Source organism: Methanobrevibacter sp., from assembly GCF_045586545.1.
Classification (GTDB): domain Archaea; phylum Methanobacteriota; class Methanobacteria; order Methanobacteriales; family Methanobacteriaceae; genus Methanocatella.
The window spans coordinates 21,480-39,095 of sequence record NZ_JAZNAN010000058.1 but is presented as its reverse complement, the minus strand read 5'-3'; the positions used below and the strand labels follow the sequence as shown (position 1 = coordinate 39,095).

Genomic DNA, 17,616 nt, shown 5'->3' with positions numbered 1-17,616 from the left:
TTTGAAAAGTATTCCCAATGCTCCTTTTGTGAAATTCATCCCCGACCTTAAAGAGGTCGGGGTATTCTTTCACTATTAAAATAAAAATTTGATTAATTATTTAAATAATAATTTTATTATATTAACATATAATAAATGGAGTGCTAGTTTTATGAAAATAGCTATGGTTGGTCAATTCCCTCCACATGTTGGCGGAGTTGGAGTTCATATCCACACGTTATCAAAGAAATTGGTGGATGAAGGACATGAAGTCTATGTAATTACTTATCCACATAAGGATATCAAGGACATTGATGGAATCCATGTCATTGGAACCAAAGGACTGAATATTCCCGGTGTAAGAGGCTTAATGTTTAAGAAAAATGCAAAAAAAGCATTAGAAGAGCTAATTGAAAAAGAGGACATTGATATTATCCATGGCCATTATCTGTTTCCGGCAGGGGCTGCAGCTGTTGAAGTCGGAAAGGAACACCATATCAAAACTTATGTTACAGCACATGGATCTGACATGTTTGAATTGTATAAAACACAGCCATTCATGAGATCAACAATTAAAAACGTATTAAAAGATGCTGATGGTGTTTTTGCTGTAAGCAATGCATTAAGACATGAGATAATAGCTACTGGAGTGAATGGCATAGCCAACAAAACTAAAATTTCTTGGAATGCAGTTGACATTGATAAATTTTGTATAAATGAGGACAATAAATTTAAAAAAGAAAATAAACTTGAAGACAAGCCTATCGTTCTTTTTGTTGGAAATTTAATCAAAAGAAAAAATGTTGATTCCCTTCTCGAAGCTAAAAAAATAGCTCATAGTGATTATTACTTGGTTATTGTAGGAGATGGGCCGCAATTCAAAAAACTCACAAAAAAGGTTGAAGATGATAATATTCGTGACGTGATATTCACAGGCTCTAGAAATGATGTGGAAGAGATTATTCCAAGCTGTGACGTTTTGGTTTTACCGTCATTTTCAGAAAGTTTTGGTTTGGTTTTAATTGAGGCGTTGGCCTGTGGAAAACCGGTTATTGGAAGCGATGTTGGAGGAATTACTGAAATCATTAATGAAAATGTAGGTCTGCTTGTGGACCCAAATAAAATCCCTTCAATAGCCGGAGCAATTGATGAAATAATTAATGATGATGATTTAAGACATGTCTTCTCAATGAATGCCAGAAATAGGGCTAAAGACTTTTCTGAAGTTGTTATTCCGTATGATGAGGTGGAATAATGAAAAGAAGTGTAAGGTCACCAGGCTCTGCAACAATAATTAATGCAATTGCCACTGGTTTCGGTTCTGCATTTGGCATTGGTTTGGATATTGAATGTGAAGCTAAAACAACCAATGATTCAATCACCTGCTTTAATGATGTGGGTGCAGACAATACATTAATGGAATTATGCGTTAAAAGAGTTTTTGATTATTATGATATTGATGAAAATGAATTTGGAGTTGATTTAAAAACAAAATCAACATTGCCGATGGCATCTGGACTTTCAAGCAGCAGTGCTTCTTCAAATGCAATTGTTAAAGTCGTCTCATCAATCATTTCAGAGGAATTCAATCTAAAGCCTCTCGATGATTTGGAGATAATTAACATGGCAATTGATGCATCACTTGAAGCAGGAGTTACAATTACAGGTTCATTTGATGATGCAACAGCATCCTACTTTGGAGGTGTTGTTGTTTGCGATAACAAAAATAGAGAATTTATTATTAAAGAAAAAATGGAGGAATATCCAATATTGGTTTACATGCCAAATTATTATTCAAAATCAGGAGACTCAAATCCTGAAAGAATGAAATTGCTTGCACCATTAGTTGAAACCGCTTTTGAATTTGCAAAAAATAAGGATTATTTTAAAGCATTAAATTTAAATGGTTTGATTTATTCAGCAACACTGGGTTTCAACCCTTCAATCGCTATTGATGCCCTTCAAGCAGGAGCAATTGCTTCCGGTTTATCAGGTACAGGGTCATCATTTGTAGCAATAGTGAAAGAAGATTCTATTGGTGATGTTAAAGATTCTTGGAGTGAATATGAAGGTAAAGTTATTGAAACCGAAGTAGATAATAAAGGATGTAGGTTATTATGAAAAAGAGATATTTTATTGTGATGCTGATTGTTTTAATGTTTAGTTTGTCTGTCGTTTCAGCATCTGAAAATATATCAAATTCTGATAATAATGTAGGAATTGATGAGGGATGTATATTATCTGAAAATCAAGATTTTACAGACATTTTGAGTGAAGAATCAGATATTAACGAAAATAATTCAAATGGAGATATCGAATCTAAAGTAATTATCGAAGCTAATGATTTAACTGCTAACAAAGGTAATGACACTCTTGAATTTAGATTATTGAATGAAAATAATACTGGTATTGCCAATGCAGAGGCAAATATTGCATACAATACTGGTTTTGTAGATAAGGCAACAACAAATGACTTGGGCATTGCCAGATATGACCTTGGTCTGAATGAAGGAGATTGGGCTGTAACTATTTCCTATGGAGGTCAATCAGCAACTGTAAAAGTAAAGATATTGGCTGCTGATGCTCTAATTAATGATACAGAGGATACAAATTCTTCCCAAAATACTACTCCTCAAAATGACACTCCAATCGTTCCGGCAAAAGTTGCAAAGGTTGTAACCAAGAATCTCAAATCTACTTATGGGAATAAAGTGAAATATACCGTGCAGGTTTTGGATAAAAAGGGTAAATCCATTCAGGGTGTGAATGTGACAGTAACTTTGGGCAGTAAGATTTATGTCTTAACCACTGATTCTGAAGGTTCTGTTGGTGTATACCTCAACTGTAAGGCAGGAACCTATAAAATTTTGTATTCTGTAGGTAAATTTAAAGGATCAAATACTTATACTGTCACTAATGACATTTCCCTTACTATATTGCAATGGGGATTAAAAGGAAATGTTGCTAAACAGGAGTTGATAAAAAATAACATGCCTAATAATAAATGGGTTAAAAAAGCGGTAAAAGCGACTAAAAAAGGTATTCCACTTTTAAAAATTAAAGGAGGCTCTGGAAAAGTCGTATTTATGACTGCAGGAGTACATGGTAATGAAATATCTTCTCAAGTTGCGGCTATGAAGATGATTGATTATCTTACAACCCATCCAATTAAAGGAACAGTCTATATTATTCCGTTTGTCAACGTTAAAGCCATTTCTAAAAAAGTAAGATATACTGATAAGGATTTCAATCGTATTGCTGATAAGCAAGGTACCATTCCAAACAAAATTGTCAATTTGGTTGTCAGCTGTAATGCATCCGCTTATGGGGATTTCCATACCACTAAACCTGGTGGAGCTCCGGGTTTAAATATTGTAATGGGATCTAAAAGTTCTCTAACTGATAATGCAAAAATGATTAAATATATTGCTAAGAAATCTAAGGTGAATAAGAGAACTTATTCATATATTGGTAAAGAATATCCGGGAGGATTATTTGAATGCGTTCACAAGAATGGCATTCCGGGTGTAATTTGTGAAGTTGTACTTCCTCACAATACTATTACCAAAACATCCATCAATACTTCTTATAAAATGATGAAGTATTTCTTAAAATATAATGCAGTAATTTAGATGATGAAAAATTATTTTTTCATCCTTTTTTTAATTTTCAAATTTCAATCAAAAAATAATGATGTTAGTAAACATATAGTTTATATACTAGGATTATAATAAATTATATTATTATCATTACTATCAATTTGGTGATTTTTTGGCAAGTAATTACGAAATTAAATCTTTTGAAAATGAAGAAGAAGCGGAAAATCTTCTCAAAAAATCAAGAATACGCATTGATGAGATTGATAATGAGCTATTTGACTTAATTTCTCAAAGGACATCTCTTGCTAAAGACATTGTGCTTTCTAAAGAGTATCTTGGAATGCCAATTTACGATAAAGAAAGAGAAGAGGAAGTTCATAGGAAAATCAAGGAATTAGCTCTTGAAAATGATCTTGATGTTGATATTATTGATCAAATTGTAAACATGCTAACTATATTAAGTAAAGATGAGCAGAAAAAAATTTTAAGGAGGAATGTTAATGGGCAATATTAGAACTTCATTTGTTAAACGTTTAGCAAAAGAACTTATTGAAACTCACAAAGGTGTTTTCACTACTGATTTTGAAGAAAACAAAAAATTAGTACAAGAATACTCAACTGTAAGTACTAAGCATTTAAGAAATAAAATTGCTGGATATGTTACAAGGCTTGTAAGGTTAGAACAAACCCAAGAATAAGCTTTCTTACATATTTTTTACTCTTTTTTATTTACACTTTTTTTTTAATTTTGAAGTTTTTACTTTTTTTAGACATATTTATATATAAAGTTTATTAATAAGGTCGTAGAGAGATATATATGAATATTTTGTTTACTCCAGTTTTAACAAAATATCAAGAATTTTTATGAAATAGGTGAACTTAATGGATTTAGTAGTAGTAAAATTTGGTGGAACCTCGGTCGGTGATGGTTCCAGGATTAGAAAAGCGGCGCAGTCCGTGGTAAACGAATATATGAAAGGCAGTCAAGTAATAGTTGTAGTTTCAGCTGTTAACAAGACTACCGATGACCTTCTCGGATTATCTAATGAGGCTATCGGTGCAGGATTAACTAACAGGCAGAAGGCAGAAATTATGGCTATGGGAGAATTGACTAGCGTAAGATTATTCTCAGCAACTATTGAATCATTAGGTGTAAAGTCCCAATATATTGACCCTTATAGTGAATTATGGCCAATAATGACAGATTCAGACTCACTAGAAGCTAAAATCGATTTCAACACAACCAACAAAAAAATGGAAAAAATTAAAGAACTTCTTAATCAAGGCATCATTCCTGTTGTTTGTGGATTCTTAGGTAAAGGTCCTAGTGGTGAAATCACAACTTTGGGAAGAGGAGGAAGTGATATTACTGCATTTTTAATTGGTCATTGTTTAAGTGCTAATGAGGTGGTTATTGTAACTGATGTGGATGGTGTAATGTCAACTGACCCTAATAAAATTGAGGATGCACAATTGTTAGATACAATTTCAGTTGAAGAATTGAGAGATTTGGCAACTCATGGGGCACAGGTATTACATCCTCATGCATTGAGATACAAAGATCCATTAATCAGCGCAAAAATTATCAATTTCGCCCACGGCGACTTAGCTGCGAAGGGAACACGTATTGTTGGTCCTTTCGAGGGTGAAATGTTAAAATGCGTTACCCTTTACAAAGACCCTATTTCACTTATAGCAATTGTCGGAGAGGCAATGCTTAATCAAGTCGGCCTAATGGCTGCTTTAACTGCTAAACTTGCTGATGAAAATATTAACATCTATGGTGTTTCAGCAGGTCAGAATTCCATAACAGTATTTGTTCATAAGAATGATTCAGACCAAGCATATCATTTATTGCATGATTTGGTCATCGAATCCGATGTGTTAAGTTCTCTATCACTAGGAAGAGATACTGCTATGATCACTTATGTTAGTCCAGATATTATTGAAACTCCAGGGATTATCTCAGAAATTACAGAACCCCTTAAAAAGAATAACATTAATATCGTTGAAATTACATCATCCCAGACAGCTGTTGTTTTATTTGTTGAATGGATTGATGGGGATAGAGCTCACAGATTAATTACCGAGGTTTTAAAATGAATTTTGAAGGAACTTATGTTGCAATGGTCACTCCTTTTACAAAAGAAGGATGTATTGATGAAGAAGGATTTAGGTCCAATATTAACTATTTGATTGATAAAGGTGTTAACGGGTTAGTTGGTGCTGGAACAACCGGTGAATCAGCAACCATCTCTCATGAAGAACATCACAGAGTAATTGAAATTTTAGTTGATGAAGTTGATGGAAGAGTTGAAACAGTTGCAGGTACCGGAAGTAATGCAACTTCAGAAGCATTATCTCTTACAAAATTTGCTGCTGATGCAGGGGCTGATGCTGCATTGTTAATCACTCCGTATTACAATAAACCTCAACAACACGCTCTAGTGGATCATTATGGCTCTATTGCGGAAAAATGTGATATTCCACTTATTGCATACAATGTTCCATCCCGTACTGGTTCCAATATTGAAGTTGATACTGCAGTTGAATTAGCTAAAATTGATGGAGTCGACGCTATCAAAGAAGCTAGTGGAAGTGTTGATAAAGTTTCCGATATTTACAGAGCACTTTGCCTTGAAGGACTTGAAGATGACTTTAATATCCTTTCCGGTGAAGATTCTTTAACTTTACCTATTATGGCTGTAGGTGGAACTGGTGTTATTAGTGCATCTGCAAACATTGATGCAAAAAGAATGGTTTTAATGGTAGACAGCATTTTAAACGATGATTATACAAGAGCATTAGAGCTTCACTATGAAATGCTTGATTTAATTAGAGCTCTCTTTGTTGAAAGTAATCCTGTTCCTGTCAAAACTGCAATGAATTTAATGGGACTTCCTGCAGGACCTTTAAGAAAACCATTGTGTGAAATGAAAGAAGAAAACTTAGAGATTCTTAAAAAAGCATTAAAAGATTCAGAATTAATTTAAGTGGGTATAATTATGATTAAAGTAGCAGTGACTGGAGCTGCAGGAAGAATGGGCTCCGGTATAATTAGAAAAATTACAGAACAAGATGATATGGAAGTTGTTGCAGCTATTGAAATGCCTAACACTCCTCTTGCGGGTAAAGATGCAGGTCTTCAAGCAGGCATTGATGAACTTGGTGTTGAAATCGTCGGTTCTGAAATGTTAGAAGAAACTTTAAAATCTTCTGGTGCTGAAGTCTTGGTTGATTTTACAATTGCTCCGGCAGCAGTTGAAACAATTAAAATAGCAACTGCATGTGGTGTAAATATTGTTGTTGGAACTACTGGATTCACTGAAGAACAAATGGAATCCAACATTAAAAATGTAAAGGACAATAATGTTAAGGCAGTTATTTCATCAAACATGTCTATTGGAGTAAATGTATTTTTCAATACTTTAAAGAAATTAGCCCCATTATTATATGATTATGATATTGAAATTATAGAAGCACATCACAACCAGAAAAAGGATGCACCTTCAGGAACCGCCATGACCGCTTTTGAAGTAATAGCTAAAGAGCTTGACCGTGACACTGAAGAAGTGGGAATTTATGGAAGACATGGTTTAGTCGGTAAAAGAACTTCAGAGGAAATCGGAGTTCACGCTATTCGTGGTGGAGACATTGTTGGTGATCATACCGTAATGTTTGTTGGTGATGGTGAAAGATTAGAAGTTAAACATCAGGCTCACACTAGAGAAGTATTTATTGCTGGTGTAATAAGAGCCATCAGATATGTTCCTAATGCTGAAAGTGGCGTAGTTAGTAGCATGAATGATGTTTTAGGTTTAGAATAGGTGAGTTATATGGTAAATGTTGGCGTACTTGGTGCAACTGGAATGGTTGGTCAAAGATTTATTCAATTGCTCGAAAACCATCCAGATTTTGAAGTTACAGCTTTAGCGGCATCTTCTCGTTCTGCTGGTAAAAGATATGAGGATGCTACTACCTGGTATATGAATAATGAAATGCCAGAATCTGTAAAAGACATTATAGTTTGTGAAACTAATCCCGATGACATGGATAACGATGTGGATATTGTATTTTCATCCCTTCCGGCAGACTTTGCAGCAAAAGTTGAAAAGGATTTTGCTCGTGACTACGTTGTTGCAAGTAATGCTAGTGCACACAGAATGAAGAAAAATATTCCATTAGTAATTCCTGAAGTCAATCCGCAGTTCTTAGACATGATTGATGCTCAACAGAAGGAAAATGATTGGGACGGATTCATTGTAACCAATCCTAATTGTTCAACTATTGCATTAACTTTAACATTAAAACCTATTGTTGATAATTTCAATGTTAATGCAGTTAGAGTATCAACTATGCAAGCTGTATCCGGTGCAGGTTATAATGGCGTTCCTTCTATGGCTATTGTCGATAATCTCGTTCCTTTCATCGGTGGGGAAGAAGAAAAAATGGAAAGTGAAACCCTTCATCTGTTAGGTTCTTTCGATGGTGAGAGTGTAACTGATGCAGATTTCAAATTGAGTGCATCTTGTCATAGGGTACCTGTTATCGATGGTCATACTGAAGCGGTATTTATTGAGTTGGACGAGGACTTTGACATTGCCGATGTTAAAGATAAAATGGCAAACTTCAAAGCATTGCCACAAGAACTAAATCTATTCTCCGCTCCTGAAAATCCTGTAATTGTCAAAGAAGAAGACGACCGTCCACAACCTAGAATGGACAGAAATGCGGGTAACGGTATGGCTGTTACTGTTGGTAGATTAAGAGAAGATGAAGTATTTGATAATAGTTTTAAATATGTTCTTGTTGGACACAATACTGTTCGTGGTGCGGCTGGAGCATCTATATTGAATGCTGAATTAATTAATGATAAAATCCTCTAATTTTATCAATTTATTTTTTCTATTTTTTTTAAAATTTTCTGATTTTTTATTCTTTTTTCTTATTGTTTTTAATTTTATTTCTAGGTTACTATAAGGGTTTAATTTAAATAGTATGAAATAAATATTATTATTCAAGGAATTATATTGTACAATATATCGGAGTTTTCAAATTCATAAAAAAATATTAATTTGAAACCGATATTGGGATAAAATTTAAACTAAGGGATAGAATGGAAATAGGAATTGATGCTGAAAAAGATACTCTACAATCTTTAATTCGGTCTTGCCTATTAGAGCTTAATAAATTAAAATACGATTTGACAGAGCTTGAAGTGGAACGGGCTAATGATAACACTCCACAAAGGATAAAAGAACTCGAAAAAGATATTGTAGACAAGGAAAAAGAAGTTTCTGTGATAAAATTCAAAGCAGAAGATGAAATTAATCTTTTGAAAAAACAACTTGATGAAAAAGATATTTTAATCAAAAATCAAGAAGATCGGATTTATGAGTTAGACTATGTAAATAATTCTCTTGATGAAATTAAAGAATATTTTGCCGAACAGTTAAGGGAATACAAGAAAAAAGAATTATCCGATGTTAATGAAAGATTAAATGATTCTTACAGAAGTATTGCTGAAAAAGAAGCTACTATTAACTCTCTTTCTAGAACTATTGATGATTATAAAATCAAAGTTATCAAATTGGAAAACAATGTTGAATCTCAAGCTCAAATTTTAGAACTCGAAAAAGAACTTGAACTTAAAAACAATGAGATTCTTATTAAAAATAGTGAAATAACTAGAAAAGAAAATGAATTGGATATCTTAAAACAGCAATCAATTCCTAAAGATGAATATATTTCTCTTCAAACCCAATTCGAATCAGAGATTAATGCAATGGATGCAGAGATTAGCAATTTGAAACTAGAAACTATCCCTAAAAAAGATTATGATGATCTCCAATCCAAGTTTAATTCTGAAATAGTTAGTTTAGGCAATCAAATTAATTCCCTTAAAGAAAATTCCATTCCTAAAGAGGATTATGTAAATCTTCAGAACCAATTTGAGACTGAAATTTCTGCTCGTAATAGTGAGCTTGAATATTTAAAAGAAAGGTCTGTTCCTAAAGAGGATTATATTTCTCTTCAAACTCAATACCAAAGTGAGATAACTGCAAAAGATAATGAGCTTCGTTATTTAAAAGAGCAAACTGTATCTCGTGAAGATTATATTTCTCTTCAGAATGAGTTAAATAAGAAAAATGAGAAAATTAAACGTTTGGAGGAAATCAATACCTTCTTCAATGAGCTTCAAGAAGAAAATGAAGCTTATGAAACTCAGGAAACTACTCCTCCTTTCAGATTAGAGAAAAAACAGCCTAGGTAATTAATTTTACCTTTTTTTCACTTCTTTTTTCCAAAAAAATTTCATTTTTTTCTTTTCTTGTTGTCTTCATCTATCTATTGCACTAAGATTAGGGTTATTTTTTCTCACCTTTTAAGATTATCAATATTTCCTATAAAAATTTTAATAGTAATTGTCTATACTAGGCAAATAACAGTTCACTTTTATGATAATTTTGGCATGTATTTTTGTCAAGATTTTTGGTATGGTTTTTGGATGATGTCGGGTTTCTTCTTTTTCTTACTTTAATTTACTTTATACCATAAAGTATTTATATAACCTTAAACTCATGTATTAAGTAGAAAGGTTTAGTCAACACTATAACTCATTTTCTCATGTTGATAATTAAACTGATCTAATTATATAAAAATGAAAAAAAGGTGATTATTAATGGCACAAGGACAACCAATTTTTATTTTACCTGAAGGTACTAACAGGTCTGTCGGTAGAGATGCACAAAGAAATAACATTTTAGCTGGTAAAGTATTAGCTGAAACTGTAAGAACTACTTTAGGTCCTAAAGGAATGGACAAAATGTTAGTTGACGGACTTGGAGACATTGTAGTAACCAATGACGGAGTTACTATTTTAAAAGAAATGGATATTGAACACCCTGCAGCAAAAATGCTTGTAGAAGTAGCAAAAACCCAAGAAGATGAAGTTGGAGACGGAACTACTACTGCAGTTATCATTGCTGGAGAATTGTTGAAAAAATCCGAAGCTTTACTCGACTCAGACATTCACCCAACCATCATAGCTATGGGATACAGAAAAGCAGCTGAAAAAGCTCAAGAAATTTTAGATGAAATTGCTATTAAAGATGTAGATTCTGAAACCTTAATGAAAGTAGCTATGACTGCTATGACTGGTAAAGGAACCGAAGCAGCACGTGAACCATTAGCAAAATTAATCGTAGATGCTGTAGAAGCTATTGCTGATGAAGACGGTGTAGATATTGATAACATTAAAATCGAGAAAAAAGATGGTGCTGTTGCTGATGAATCCAGCTTAGTTGAAGGTGTAATCATTGACAAAGAAAGAGTACACCCTGGTATGCCAGGATTAATTGAAGGTGCAAAAATCGCATTAATCAACACTCCATTAGAAGTAAAAGAAACTGAAATGGACGCTGAAATTACAATTACCGATCCTGCTCAAATGCAAGCTTTCATCGAACAAGAAGAAAAAATGGTTAAAGACATGGTTAACAAAATCGTTGATGCAGGTGCAAATGTATTATTCGCACAAAAAGGTATTGATGATTTAGCACAACACTACTTATCCAAAGCTGGCGTTTTAGCTGTAAGAAGAGTTAAAAAATCTGACATTGAAAAATTATCCAGAGCTACTGGTGCAACTGTCATCACTAACTTAGATGACTTATCTGCTGAAGATTTAGGTGATGCAGGTATCGTTGAAGAAAGAAAAATCTCCGGTGAAGAAATGATCTTCGTAGAAGAATGCAGCGGAGCTAAATCTGTAACTTTATTCATAAGAGGAAGTACCAAACACATCGTAGCTGAAATCGTAAGAGCAATTGAAGATGCAATTGGTGTAGTTGCAGCTACTGTAGAAGATGATGAAGTTGTTGCTGGTGGAGGAGCTCCTGAAATCGCAATGGCTAAAAAACTCAAAGACTACGCAGAATCCATTTCCGGAAGAGAACAATTAGCTGTAAACGCATTTGCAGAAGCTTTAGAAGTCGTACCAAAAACCTTAGCTGAAAACGCAGGTTTAGACAGCATTGACTCCTTAGTAGACTTAAGAGCAGCTCAAGAAAACTCCTTCTACATGGGATTAGATGTATTTACTGGTGAAGTAGCAGACATGAAAGAAGCTGGTGTAATTGAACCTAAACGTGTCAAAAAACAAGCTATCCAATCTGCATCTGAAGCAGCTGAAATGATTTTAAGAATCGATGACGTAATTGCATCAACCAGAGGCCCTGAAGACATGGGTATGGATCCATCCATGGCTGGCGGAATGCCTCCAATGATGTAGATATAAAGAAATTTTAATTAATTTCTTTTTTCTTTTTTTATTTTATGTATTCAAATAGACTTATTTTAAAAACATCCTGTGAAGATGAAATTTATTATTTAAAAGACACCATTTTAGTTAATTTCAAACATAATCGTAATGGAGTGTCTAGTTCCGAGCTCAATGGAGGAACTTCCGAGTTGTACAAATCTGTTTTTAACCAACATTTGTCTCAAGATAAAATAGATTATCTCATAGACCATGATGTTCGGGAGTACTTAATTAATGAATGTCGACTAATGGAAATTGATTCGAAATATTCAACTGGATTAATTACGTTAGCGGAAATGTATAATTTAAGCATCACATCAAAATCATTCAGAAATTTAGAGGTCACAGCCATATCAACTGCGGGCGTTAGGACAAATGCTTCAAAAGCAGGTGACCCTGCATCATACTGGCAGGAAAATGGGATGTATCATTTTGGAACAATCAACATAATTGTTCTTATTAATGTAAATTTATCTAAATCAACATTGATGGAAGCATTCATGACTGCAACAGAAGCGAAAACCGTTGCTTTGAATAACTTAAAGATTCCCTCCCAATATTCAAATGGATATGCTACCGGAACGGGAACTGATGGGCTTTGCATTTTTTCAGATATTGATTCTGAGGAAGTTATAACAAATGCAGGTAAACATTCAAAACTTGGTGAATTGATAGGTAAAGCTGTGATCGAATCCGTTACAAAAGCCATTGGAAAACAAGTTTGGATTACAAATAAATCCCAATCAAATGCATTGGTTCGTTTAAATAGATATACATTGGACATTAATGAGTTTTATGATACTTTGGATTGTGATAAATATGAATTTATTTCTCAACTACAAAAAGATATGGGAAATCAGGACAATGTGGCCATTACAACTTCTGTTTTAAATTTAATTGATGAAGTGGGAAGCAATTCAATAAAAAAAGAGGATGCCTATGATTTGGCATGTGAAATAAAAGAAAAATGTAGGAGTTATCCAATAAAAATCTTATTGGATTATTGGATTAACTATTTCATTCATTAATACTTTTCTGATATTTAACTTTATTTTTTTAATTATAACCTTTGGAGGATTAAAATGATAATAGTTTTAGCAAAAGTAATTCCTAAAGATGAAGAAGCATGTGCAAAAATCGTTGAGTTTGCACAAGATTTAATTGAAAATACTAAAAAAGAAGAAGGGAATATAGACTATAATTTATATTCCAATGCTGCTGATGGAAACTTGTTATTTGTTGAACAATGGGAATCTAAAGATATATTAGGTTCACATTTGCAAACAGAACATTTCATTAAATTCGGAGAAAATATTCAAGATTTAGTAGCAACTGAACTAATTATTGATGTTTTTGATGCAGATGCTATTGACCTTTAATATTCTCTTTTCTTTTTTTTCATTCATTATGAGTAAAATCCACAATTTCCCCATTTTCTTTAACAATTTTGGCAATTGATTCTTCAGCAACATTCAATTTTTCATTACATACTTTAACAAGTTTCATTGCATTGTTGAATTCATCAATCGCATCGTCTAATGGCACATCTCCATTTTCTAATCTGTTTACAATTTCTTCTAATTTCTCTAAACTTTCTTCAAAACTTAAATCTTGCATTATATCACCCTTGTATTCACAATTCCGTCATCAAATTCAATATCAAGTTCATCTCCAGAGTTGACCTCTTTTGCAGATGAAACAACTTTTCCATTAGCTTTTGCTAATGTATAACCTCTTTTTAAGGTATCAAGTGGATTTAAAATTTCTAGTTTTTCAATATTTCTTAAAACAACTTCTCTTTTCGATTTTGTTATTTCTGCAGGGTTTTTTAAAATATGAGAGTTTTCTAGTTTAAATAACTTTGTTCTATTGTCAAAAATAATGTTTTTAGAAGCAGAATTTAATTTGCTTACTAAACTATCCAAACCCATTCCCTTTATTTCATAAATGGTTTCAGGGTTTTTAAAGATTTGTTTTTGCGAAATGTGTTCCAGTCTGGTTTTATTTTCAGATATTCTGTTGTTGATGTTGTTATTGATTCTAGTTGAAAGTTGATTAACATTATTTTTAACTTCATTAATGTCTGGTACAGCAATTACTGCAGCGCCTGTCGGTGTTGGAGCACGCCTATCTGCCACAAAATCTGAGATTGTGTAGTCAATTTCATGACCTACCGCACTAATAACTGGAATTTCACAGGCATAAATTTCACGTGCGACAATTTCTTCGTTAAAAGGCCATAAATCTTCAATACTTCCCCCGCCCCTGCCAACAATTAAAGTGTCCAAATCAAAATTCTGGGCACGTTTAATCTGGCGAACTATTTGTGGAGCTGCCTGGTTTCCTTGCACCAATGTAGAAAATACTAAAATTCTACATATTGGATATCTTTTTCGGATTGTTGTAATAATGTCTCTTACAGCCGCACCCGTTTGGGCAGTAACGACCCCCACTCTTTTTGGATATTTCGGTATCTCTTTTTTATGAGCATCATCAAATAATCCTTCTTTTTCAAGCTTTTTCTTAAGCTGCTCATAGGCGATATATAATTCACCTATCCCATCTTCGGTAATTTTTGTTGCATACAGCTGATATTTTCCATCTTTTTCGTAAACTTCGATTTTACCTTTGATTATTACTTTCATACCATCCTTAGGTTCAAATTTAAGGAATCGGTCTTTCATGCCTTTAAACATCACGCCGGGTATTTGGGACTTTTCATCTTTTAAGGTAAAATAGCTATGTCCGCTCGAAAATGTTTTATAATTGGAAAGTTCTCCCTTAATGAGAATGTTTTTTAAATTGGAATCAAATTTCATCTTTTTGTTAATGTAAGAATTAATTTCAGATACTGTGAAAGTTTTATTTTCCATAACTTCACCTTTTAATCAATATTGTTAATATATTGTTTATATTAAATACAATTTTTCATGGAAAGTGTCGGAAGTCATTTTGCCAACAAATTAAATGATATTCAATATGTTTATATGCTATTTGAACAAATATACAAAATGTGTATTGAATTATTCATTAAAACTGAATATTTTTGAGGTTATTTTTATGGCGGCATTTGATAGAATTAAATCTGGTGTTGAAGAGTTAGATGAAACTTTAGATAACATTCGCCTAGGGGATAATGTGGTTTGGCAGGTATCTAATTTAAAAGAATTTTCATATTTTGTCAATCCTTTTGTAAAACAGGCGCTTGAAGATGGTAGAAATTTAATTTACATTAACTTTGGACAACATGAACCATTAATTCCAATGGATGATGAGGATTTCGAAAAATTAGAATCTGAAAAAAACAATCCTGAAACTGAATTTGCAATGATTGAAAAGGATGGGATTAAAATCTATAAAGTTGATCCAATGGAACAGTTTGAATCATTTACTCTGGAAGTTCATAATATCATTACAAAAGAAGGATTTGATGCATTTTATGTATTCGATTGTTTATCTGACCTGCAGTCTGCATGGGCAACAGATTTGATGATGGGCAATTTCTTTAGAGTTACATGTCCTTATTTATTCATACTTGATACTGTTGCATATTTCCCTGTTATAAGGGGAAAACACTCATTCGAGTCAATTGCAAAAATCAGGGAAACTACACAGCTATTCTTAGATGTCTACTCCAATAAATCAGATGTTTATCTTCATCCTTTAAAAGTATGGAACAGATACTCCCAAACAATGTTTTTAGGCCATAAATATAATCCGGAATCTGGCGAGGTCACAACCTTAACAGATGGTATGGAAGTTTCTAAATTCTATCAGGTAATCAATTCCGCCTCTGCTTACAACAATGAACAAAATACCGACAGTTGGGAGCGCTTCTTTACAGCTACTGAACTTTTGCATCAGAATGGTGTTGATGTTTCCGATAGATGCGATTTGATGTGCAGCATGATGATGGCAAAAGACGAAAAAGTTTCTGAAAAGATTAAACAATACTTTGACTATGAAGATTATATTAGCATTTACAATCGTCTGGTCGGAAGCGGTATGATTGGAGGAAAAGCATGTGGTATGCTTTTAGCTCGTAAAATCATCGAAAAAGAAAGGCCTGACTTATATGAGAATTTTGAACCTGACGATTCATTTTACATTGGTTCTGACTTGTTCTACACTTACATTGTTTATAATGATTTGTGGACAATTCGCGTAAAGCAAAGAACTAAAGAAGGTTATTATGAAGCAGGTAGCGAATTAGAGGAAGGCCTGAAAAACGGAACATTCCCTGAAGATATTAAAAATGAATTCAGAAGGGTTCTGGATTATTTCGGTCAAAGTCCAATCATTGTCCGTTCAAGTAGTCTCTTGGAGGATGGATTTGGAAATGCATTTGCCGGAAAATACGAATCTGTATTCTGTGTAAACAGGGGTTCTCTTGAAGAACGTCTTGAAGCATTTGAAGAAGCTGTTAAAACAGTTTATGCAAGTACAATGAATATTTCCGCATTGGAATATAGGTCTTTAAATAATCTAGATGATTGTGATGAACAGATGGGACTTTTAGTTCAAAGGGTATCCGGGTCTTATTATGGGGATTATTTCTTCCCAACAATTGCTGGAGTGGGCTTTTCTTATTCCCCATATTCTCCACAACCTGACATGGGGCATAATGGAGGTATGTTAAGGTTAGTTATGGGATTGGGTACAAAAGCAGTTGATAGAACCCAAAATGATTATCCAAGAATTATTAATCTGGACAGACCTCATGCAATAGACCATCCTAATGTTGCAGATCGCCATAAATATTCCCAACACTCTTTAGATGTCCTGGATTTAAAGGAAATTTCCCTTCATGAAATTCCAGTTGATGAAGGTTTGGAAGTCATTCCAAGATATGCAAAAAGACCTGTCATTGAACATGACACCGAAGCCGAAAGAATATTTAGGGAAAGGGGTCAGAGAAGAGAGATTGTATTTGTAAACTGTAATGGTATTGTCAATAATGACAAATTCATCTTTATGATGAAGGAATTGCTTAAAACTCTTGAAACAGCTTATGATTATCCGGTTGATGTGGAATATACTGTAAACATTGGTGCAAATAATTCATTTGTAGTAAATCTCTTGCAATGCAGGCCACTTCAGATTTCAACAACAAATGAGGTTATTGAAATACCTAAAGATGTTGGCGAAACATATTTCCATATTAAAAAAGCGTCAATGGGACGTTCAAGAAAAGAAATCATCGAAACATTGGTTTATGTGGATTCACACAAATATTATGAATATCCATATGCTAAGAAAAGCTTAATTGCAAGAATCATTGGTGAAATCAATACTTATTGCAAGGATCATGAAAAAACTTCCATGTTAATTGTTCCGGGAAGAATTGGAACTTCATCACCCGAGCTTGGAATACCTGTTGTATTTGCTGAAATTAGTCAGTTCAGAGCTATTTTAGAAGAATCATACAGTAAAGTAGGTTATGTTCCGGAATTGTCATTTGGAAGTCATATGTTCCAGGATTTGGTTGAAGCGGATATTTATTATGGCGCAATATTCGAAAACGATAAGAGATTGGCTTTTAATAAGGACTTGATTAAGGATTATCCGAACATTCTCCACGAGATTAATGATAAGCTGGATGATGAAATCTATGAAATGATTCATGTAGTAAACTTTGATGATGATAATCTGGAATTTTACCATGACATGAAAAACGATGAAAGTAAATGTATTTTAAAGTGAAAATACAATATA

16 protein-coding genes are annotated in these 17,616 nt (G+C 33.3%); 14 read left to right on the top strand and 2 right to left on the bottom strand.

The genetic code is table 11. The features are described 5' to 3' along the window. Nucleotides 1-151: 151 nt before the first annotated feature. From ACKI3D_RS04830 to ACKI3D_RS04770, 13 genes are all read left to right on the top strand, one after another. Nucleotides 152-1,234 carry a glycosyltransferase family 4 protein gene (locus ACKI3D_RS04830; protein ID WP_407392614.1) on the top strand — a complete coding sequence of 361 codons (1,083 nt, stop codon included), beginning with the start codon at nucleotides 152-154 and terminating at the stop codon, nucleotides 1,232-1,234. Then, a complete protein-coding gene (locus tag ACKI3D_RS04825; protein ID WP_407392613.1) occupies nucleotides 1,234-2,100 on the top strand; it encodes a shikimate kinase in 867 nt (288 codons plus the stop codon). The genes ACKI3D_RS04830 and ACKI3D_RS04825 overlap by 1 nt, the downstream gene beginning before the upstream one ends. Then, on the top strand, nucleotides 2,097-3,611 hold the full coding sequence (locus ACKI3D_RS04820; RefSeq protein WP_407392612.1) for a succinylglutamate desuccinylase/aspartoacylase family protein: 1,515 nt from the start codon (nucleotides 2,097-2,099) through the stop codon (nucleotides 3,609-3,611). The genes ACKI3D_RS04825 and ACKI3D_RS04820 overlap by 4 nt, the downstream gene beginning before the upstream one ends. 139 nt (nucleotides 3,612-3,750) lie before the next feature. Then, entirely contained in the window at nucleotides 3,751-4,092 is a 342-nt protein-coding gene (locus tag ACKI3D_RS04815; protein WP_407392611.1) for a chorismate mutase, read from the top strand. Beyond that, a complete protein-coding gene (locus tag ACKI3D_RS04810) occupies nucleotides 4,079-4,276 on the top strand; it encodes a 30S ribosomal protein S17e (protein WP_067043908.1) in 198 nt (65 codons plus the stop codon). Before ACKI3D_RS04815 ends, ACKI3D_RS04810 begins: the two co-directional genes overlap by 14 nt. Before the next feature lie 184 nt (nucleotides 4,277-4,460). Continuing rightward, the gene (locus ACKI3D_RS04805; RefSeq protein WP_407392610.1) at nucleotides 4,461-5,681 is read left to right on the top strand and encodes an aspartate kinase; all 1,221 of its coding nucleotides are present in this window, start codon (nucleotides 4,461-4,463) and stop codon (nucleotides 5,679-5,681) included. Then, nucleotides 5,678-6,571 carry a 4-hydroxy-tetrahydrodipicolinate synthase gene (gene dapA / locus ACKI3D_RS04800; RefSeq protein WP_407392609.1) on the top strand — a complete coding sequence of 298 codons (894 nt, stop codon included), beginning with the start codon at nucleotides 5,678-5,680 and terminating at the stop codon, nucleotides 6,569-6,571. Before ACKI3D_RS04805 ends, dapA begins: the two co-directional genes overlap by 4 nt. 12 nt (nucleotides 6,572-6,583) lie before the next feature. Continuing rightward, nucleotides 6,584-7,405, top strand: coding sequence for a 4-hydroxy-tetrahydrodipicolinate reductase (dapB, locus tag ACKI3D_RS04795; RefSeq protein ID WP_407392608.1), 822 nt, complete (start codon nucleotides 6,584-6,586; stop codon nucleotides 7,403-7,405). A 9-nt stretch (nucleotides 7,406-7,414) separates the two neighbouring features. Then, nucleotides 7,415-8,464: an aspartate-semialdehyde dehydrogenase gene (gene asd / locus ACKI3D_RS04790; RefSeq protein WP_407392607.1), complete on the top strand. Its 1,050-nt coding sequence runs from the start codon at nucleotides 7,415-7,417 to the stop codon at nucleotides 8,462-8,464. A gap of 230 nt (nucleotides 8,465-8,694) precedes the next feature. Beyond that, entirely contained in the window at nucleotides 8,695-9,852 is a 1,158-nt protein-coding gene (locus ACKI3D_RS04785; protein ID WP_407392606.1) for a glycosyl transferase, read from the top strand. A 408-nt stretch (nucleotides 9,853-10,260) separates the two neighbouring features. Further along, complete coding sequence (gene thsA, locus ACKI3D_RS04780; RefSeq protein WP_407392605.1) at nucleotides 10,261-11,871, top strand: thermosome subunit alpha; 1,611 nt, start codon at nucleotides 10,261-10,263, stop codon at nucleotides 11,869-11,871. A gap of 44 nt (nucleotides 11,872-11,915) precedes the next feature. Continuing rightward, nucleotides 11,916-12,929 carry an adenosylcobinamide amidohydrolase gene (locus ACKI3D_RS04775; RefSeq protein WP_407392604.1) on the top strand — a complete coding sequence of 338 codons (1,014 nt, stop codon included), beginning with the start codon at nucleotides 11,916-11,918 and terminating at the stop codon, nucleotides 12,927-12,929. A gap of 54 nt (nucleotides 12,930-12,983) precedes the next feature. Further along, nucleotides 12,984-13,280, top strand: coding sequence for a putative quinol monooxygenase (locus tag ACKI3D_RS04770; RefSeq protein WP_407392603.1), 297 nt, complete (start codon nucleotides 12,984-12,986; stop codon nucleotides 13,278-13,280). A gap of 19 nt (nucleotides 13,281-13,299) precedes the next feature. Here ACKI3D_RS04770 and xseB read toward each other — a convergent pair whose 3' ends face one another. After that, nucleotides 13,300-13,518 (bottom strand): exodeoxyribonuclease VII small subunit, encoded by a 219-nt coding sequence (xseB, locus tag ACKI3D_RS04765; protein WP_407392602.1) that lies wholly within the window; start codon nucleotides 13,516-13,518, stop codon nucleotides 13,300-13,302. Next, the gene (xseA, locus tag ACKI3D_RS04760) at nucleotides 13,518-14,774 is read right to left on the bottom strand and encodes an exodeoxyribonuclease VII large subunit (protein WP_407392601.1); all 1,257 of its coding nucleotides are present in this window, start codon (nucleotides 14,772-14,774) and stop codon (nucleotides 13,518-13,520) included. The genes xseB and xseA overlap by 1 nt, the downstream gene beginning before the upstream one ends. 187 nt (nucleotides 14,775-14,961) lie before the next feature. On the opposite strand from xseA, the gene ACKI3D_RS04755 reads away from it, so the two are divergent. Beyond that, complete coding sequence (locus ACKI3D_RS04755; RefSeq protein WP_407392600.1) at nucleotides 14,962-17,604, top strand: PEP/pyruvate-binding domain-containing protein; 2,643 nt, start codon at nucleotides 14,962-14,964, stop codon at nucleotides 17,602-17,604. Nucleotides 17,605-17,616 lie beyond the last annotated feature (12 nt).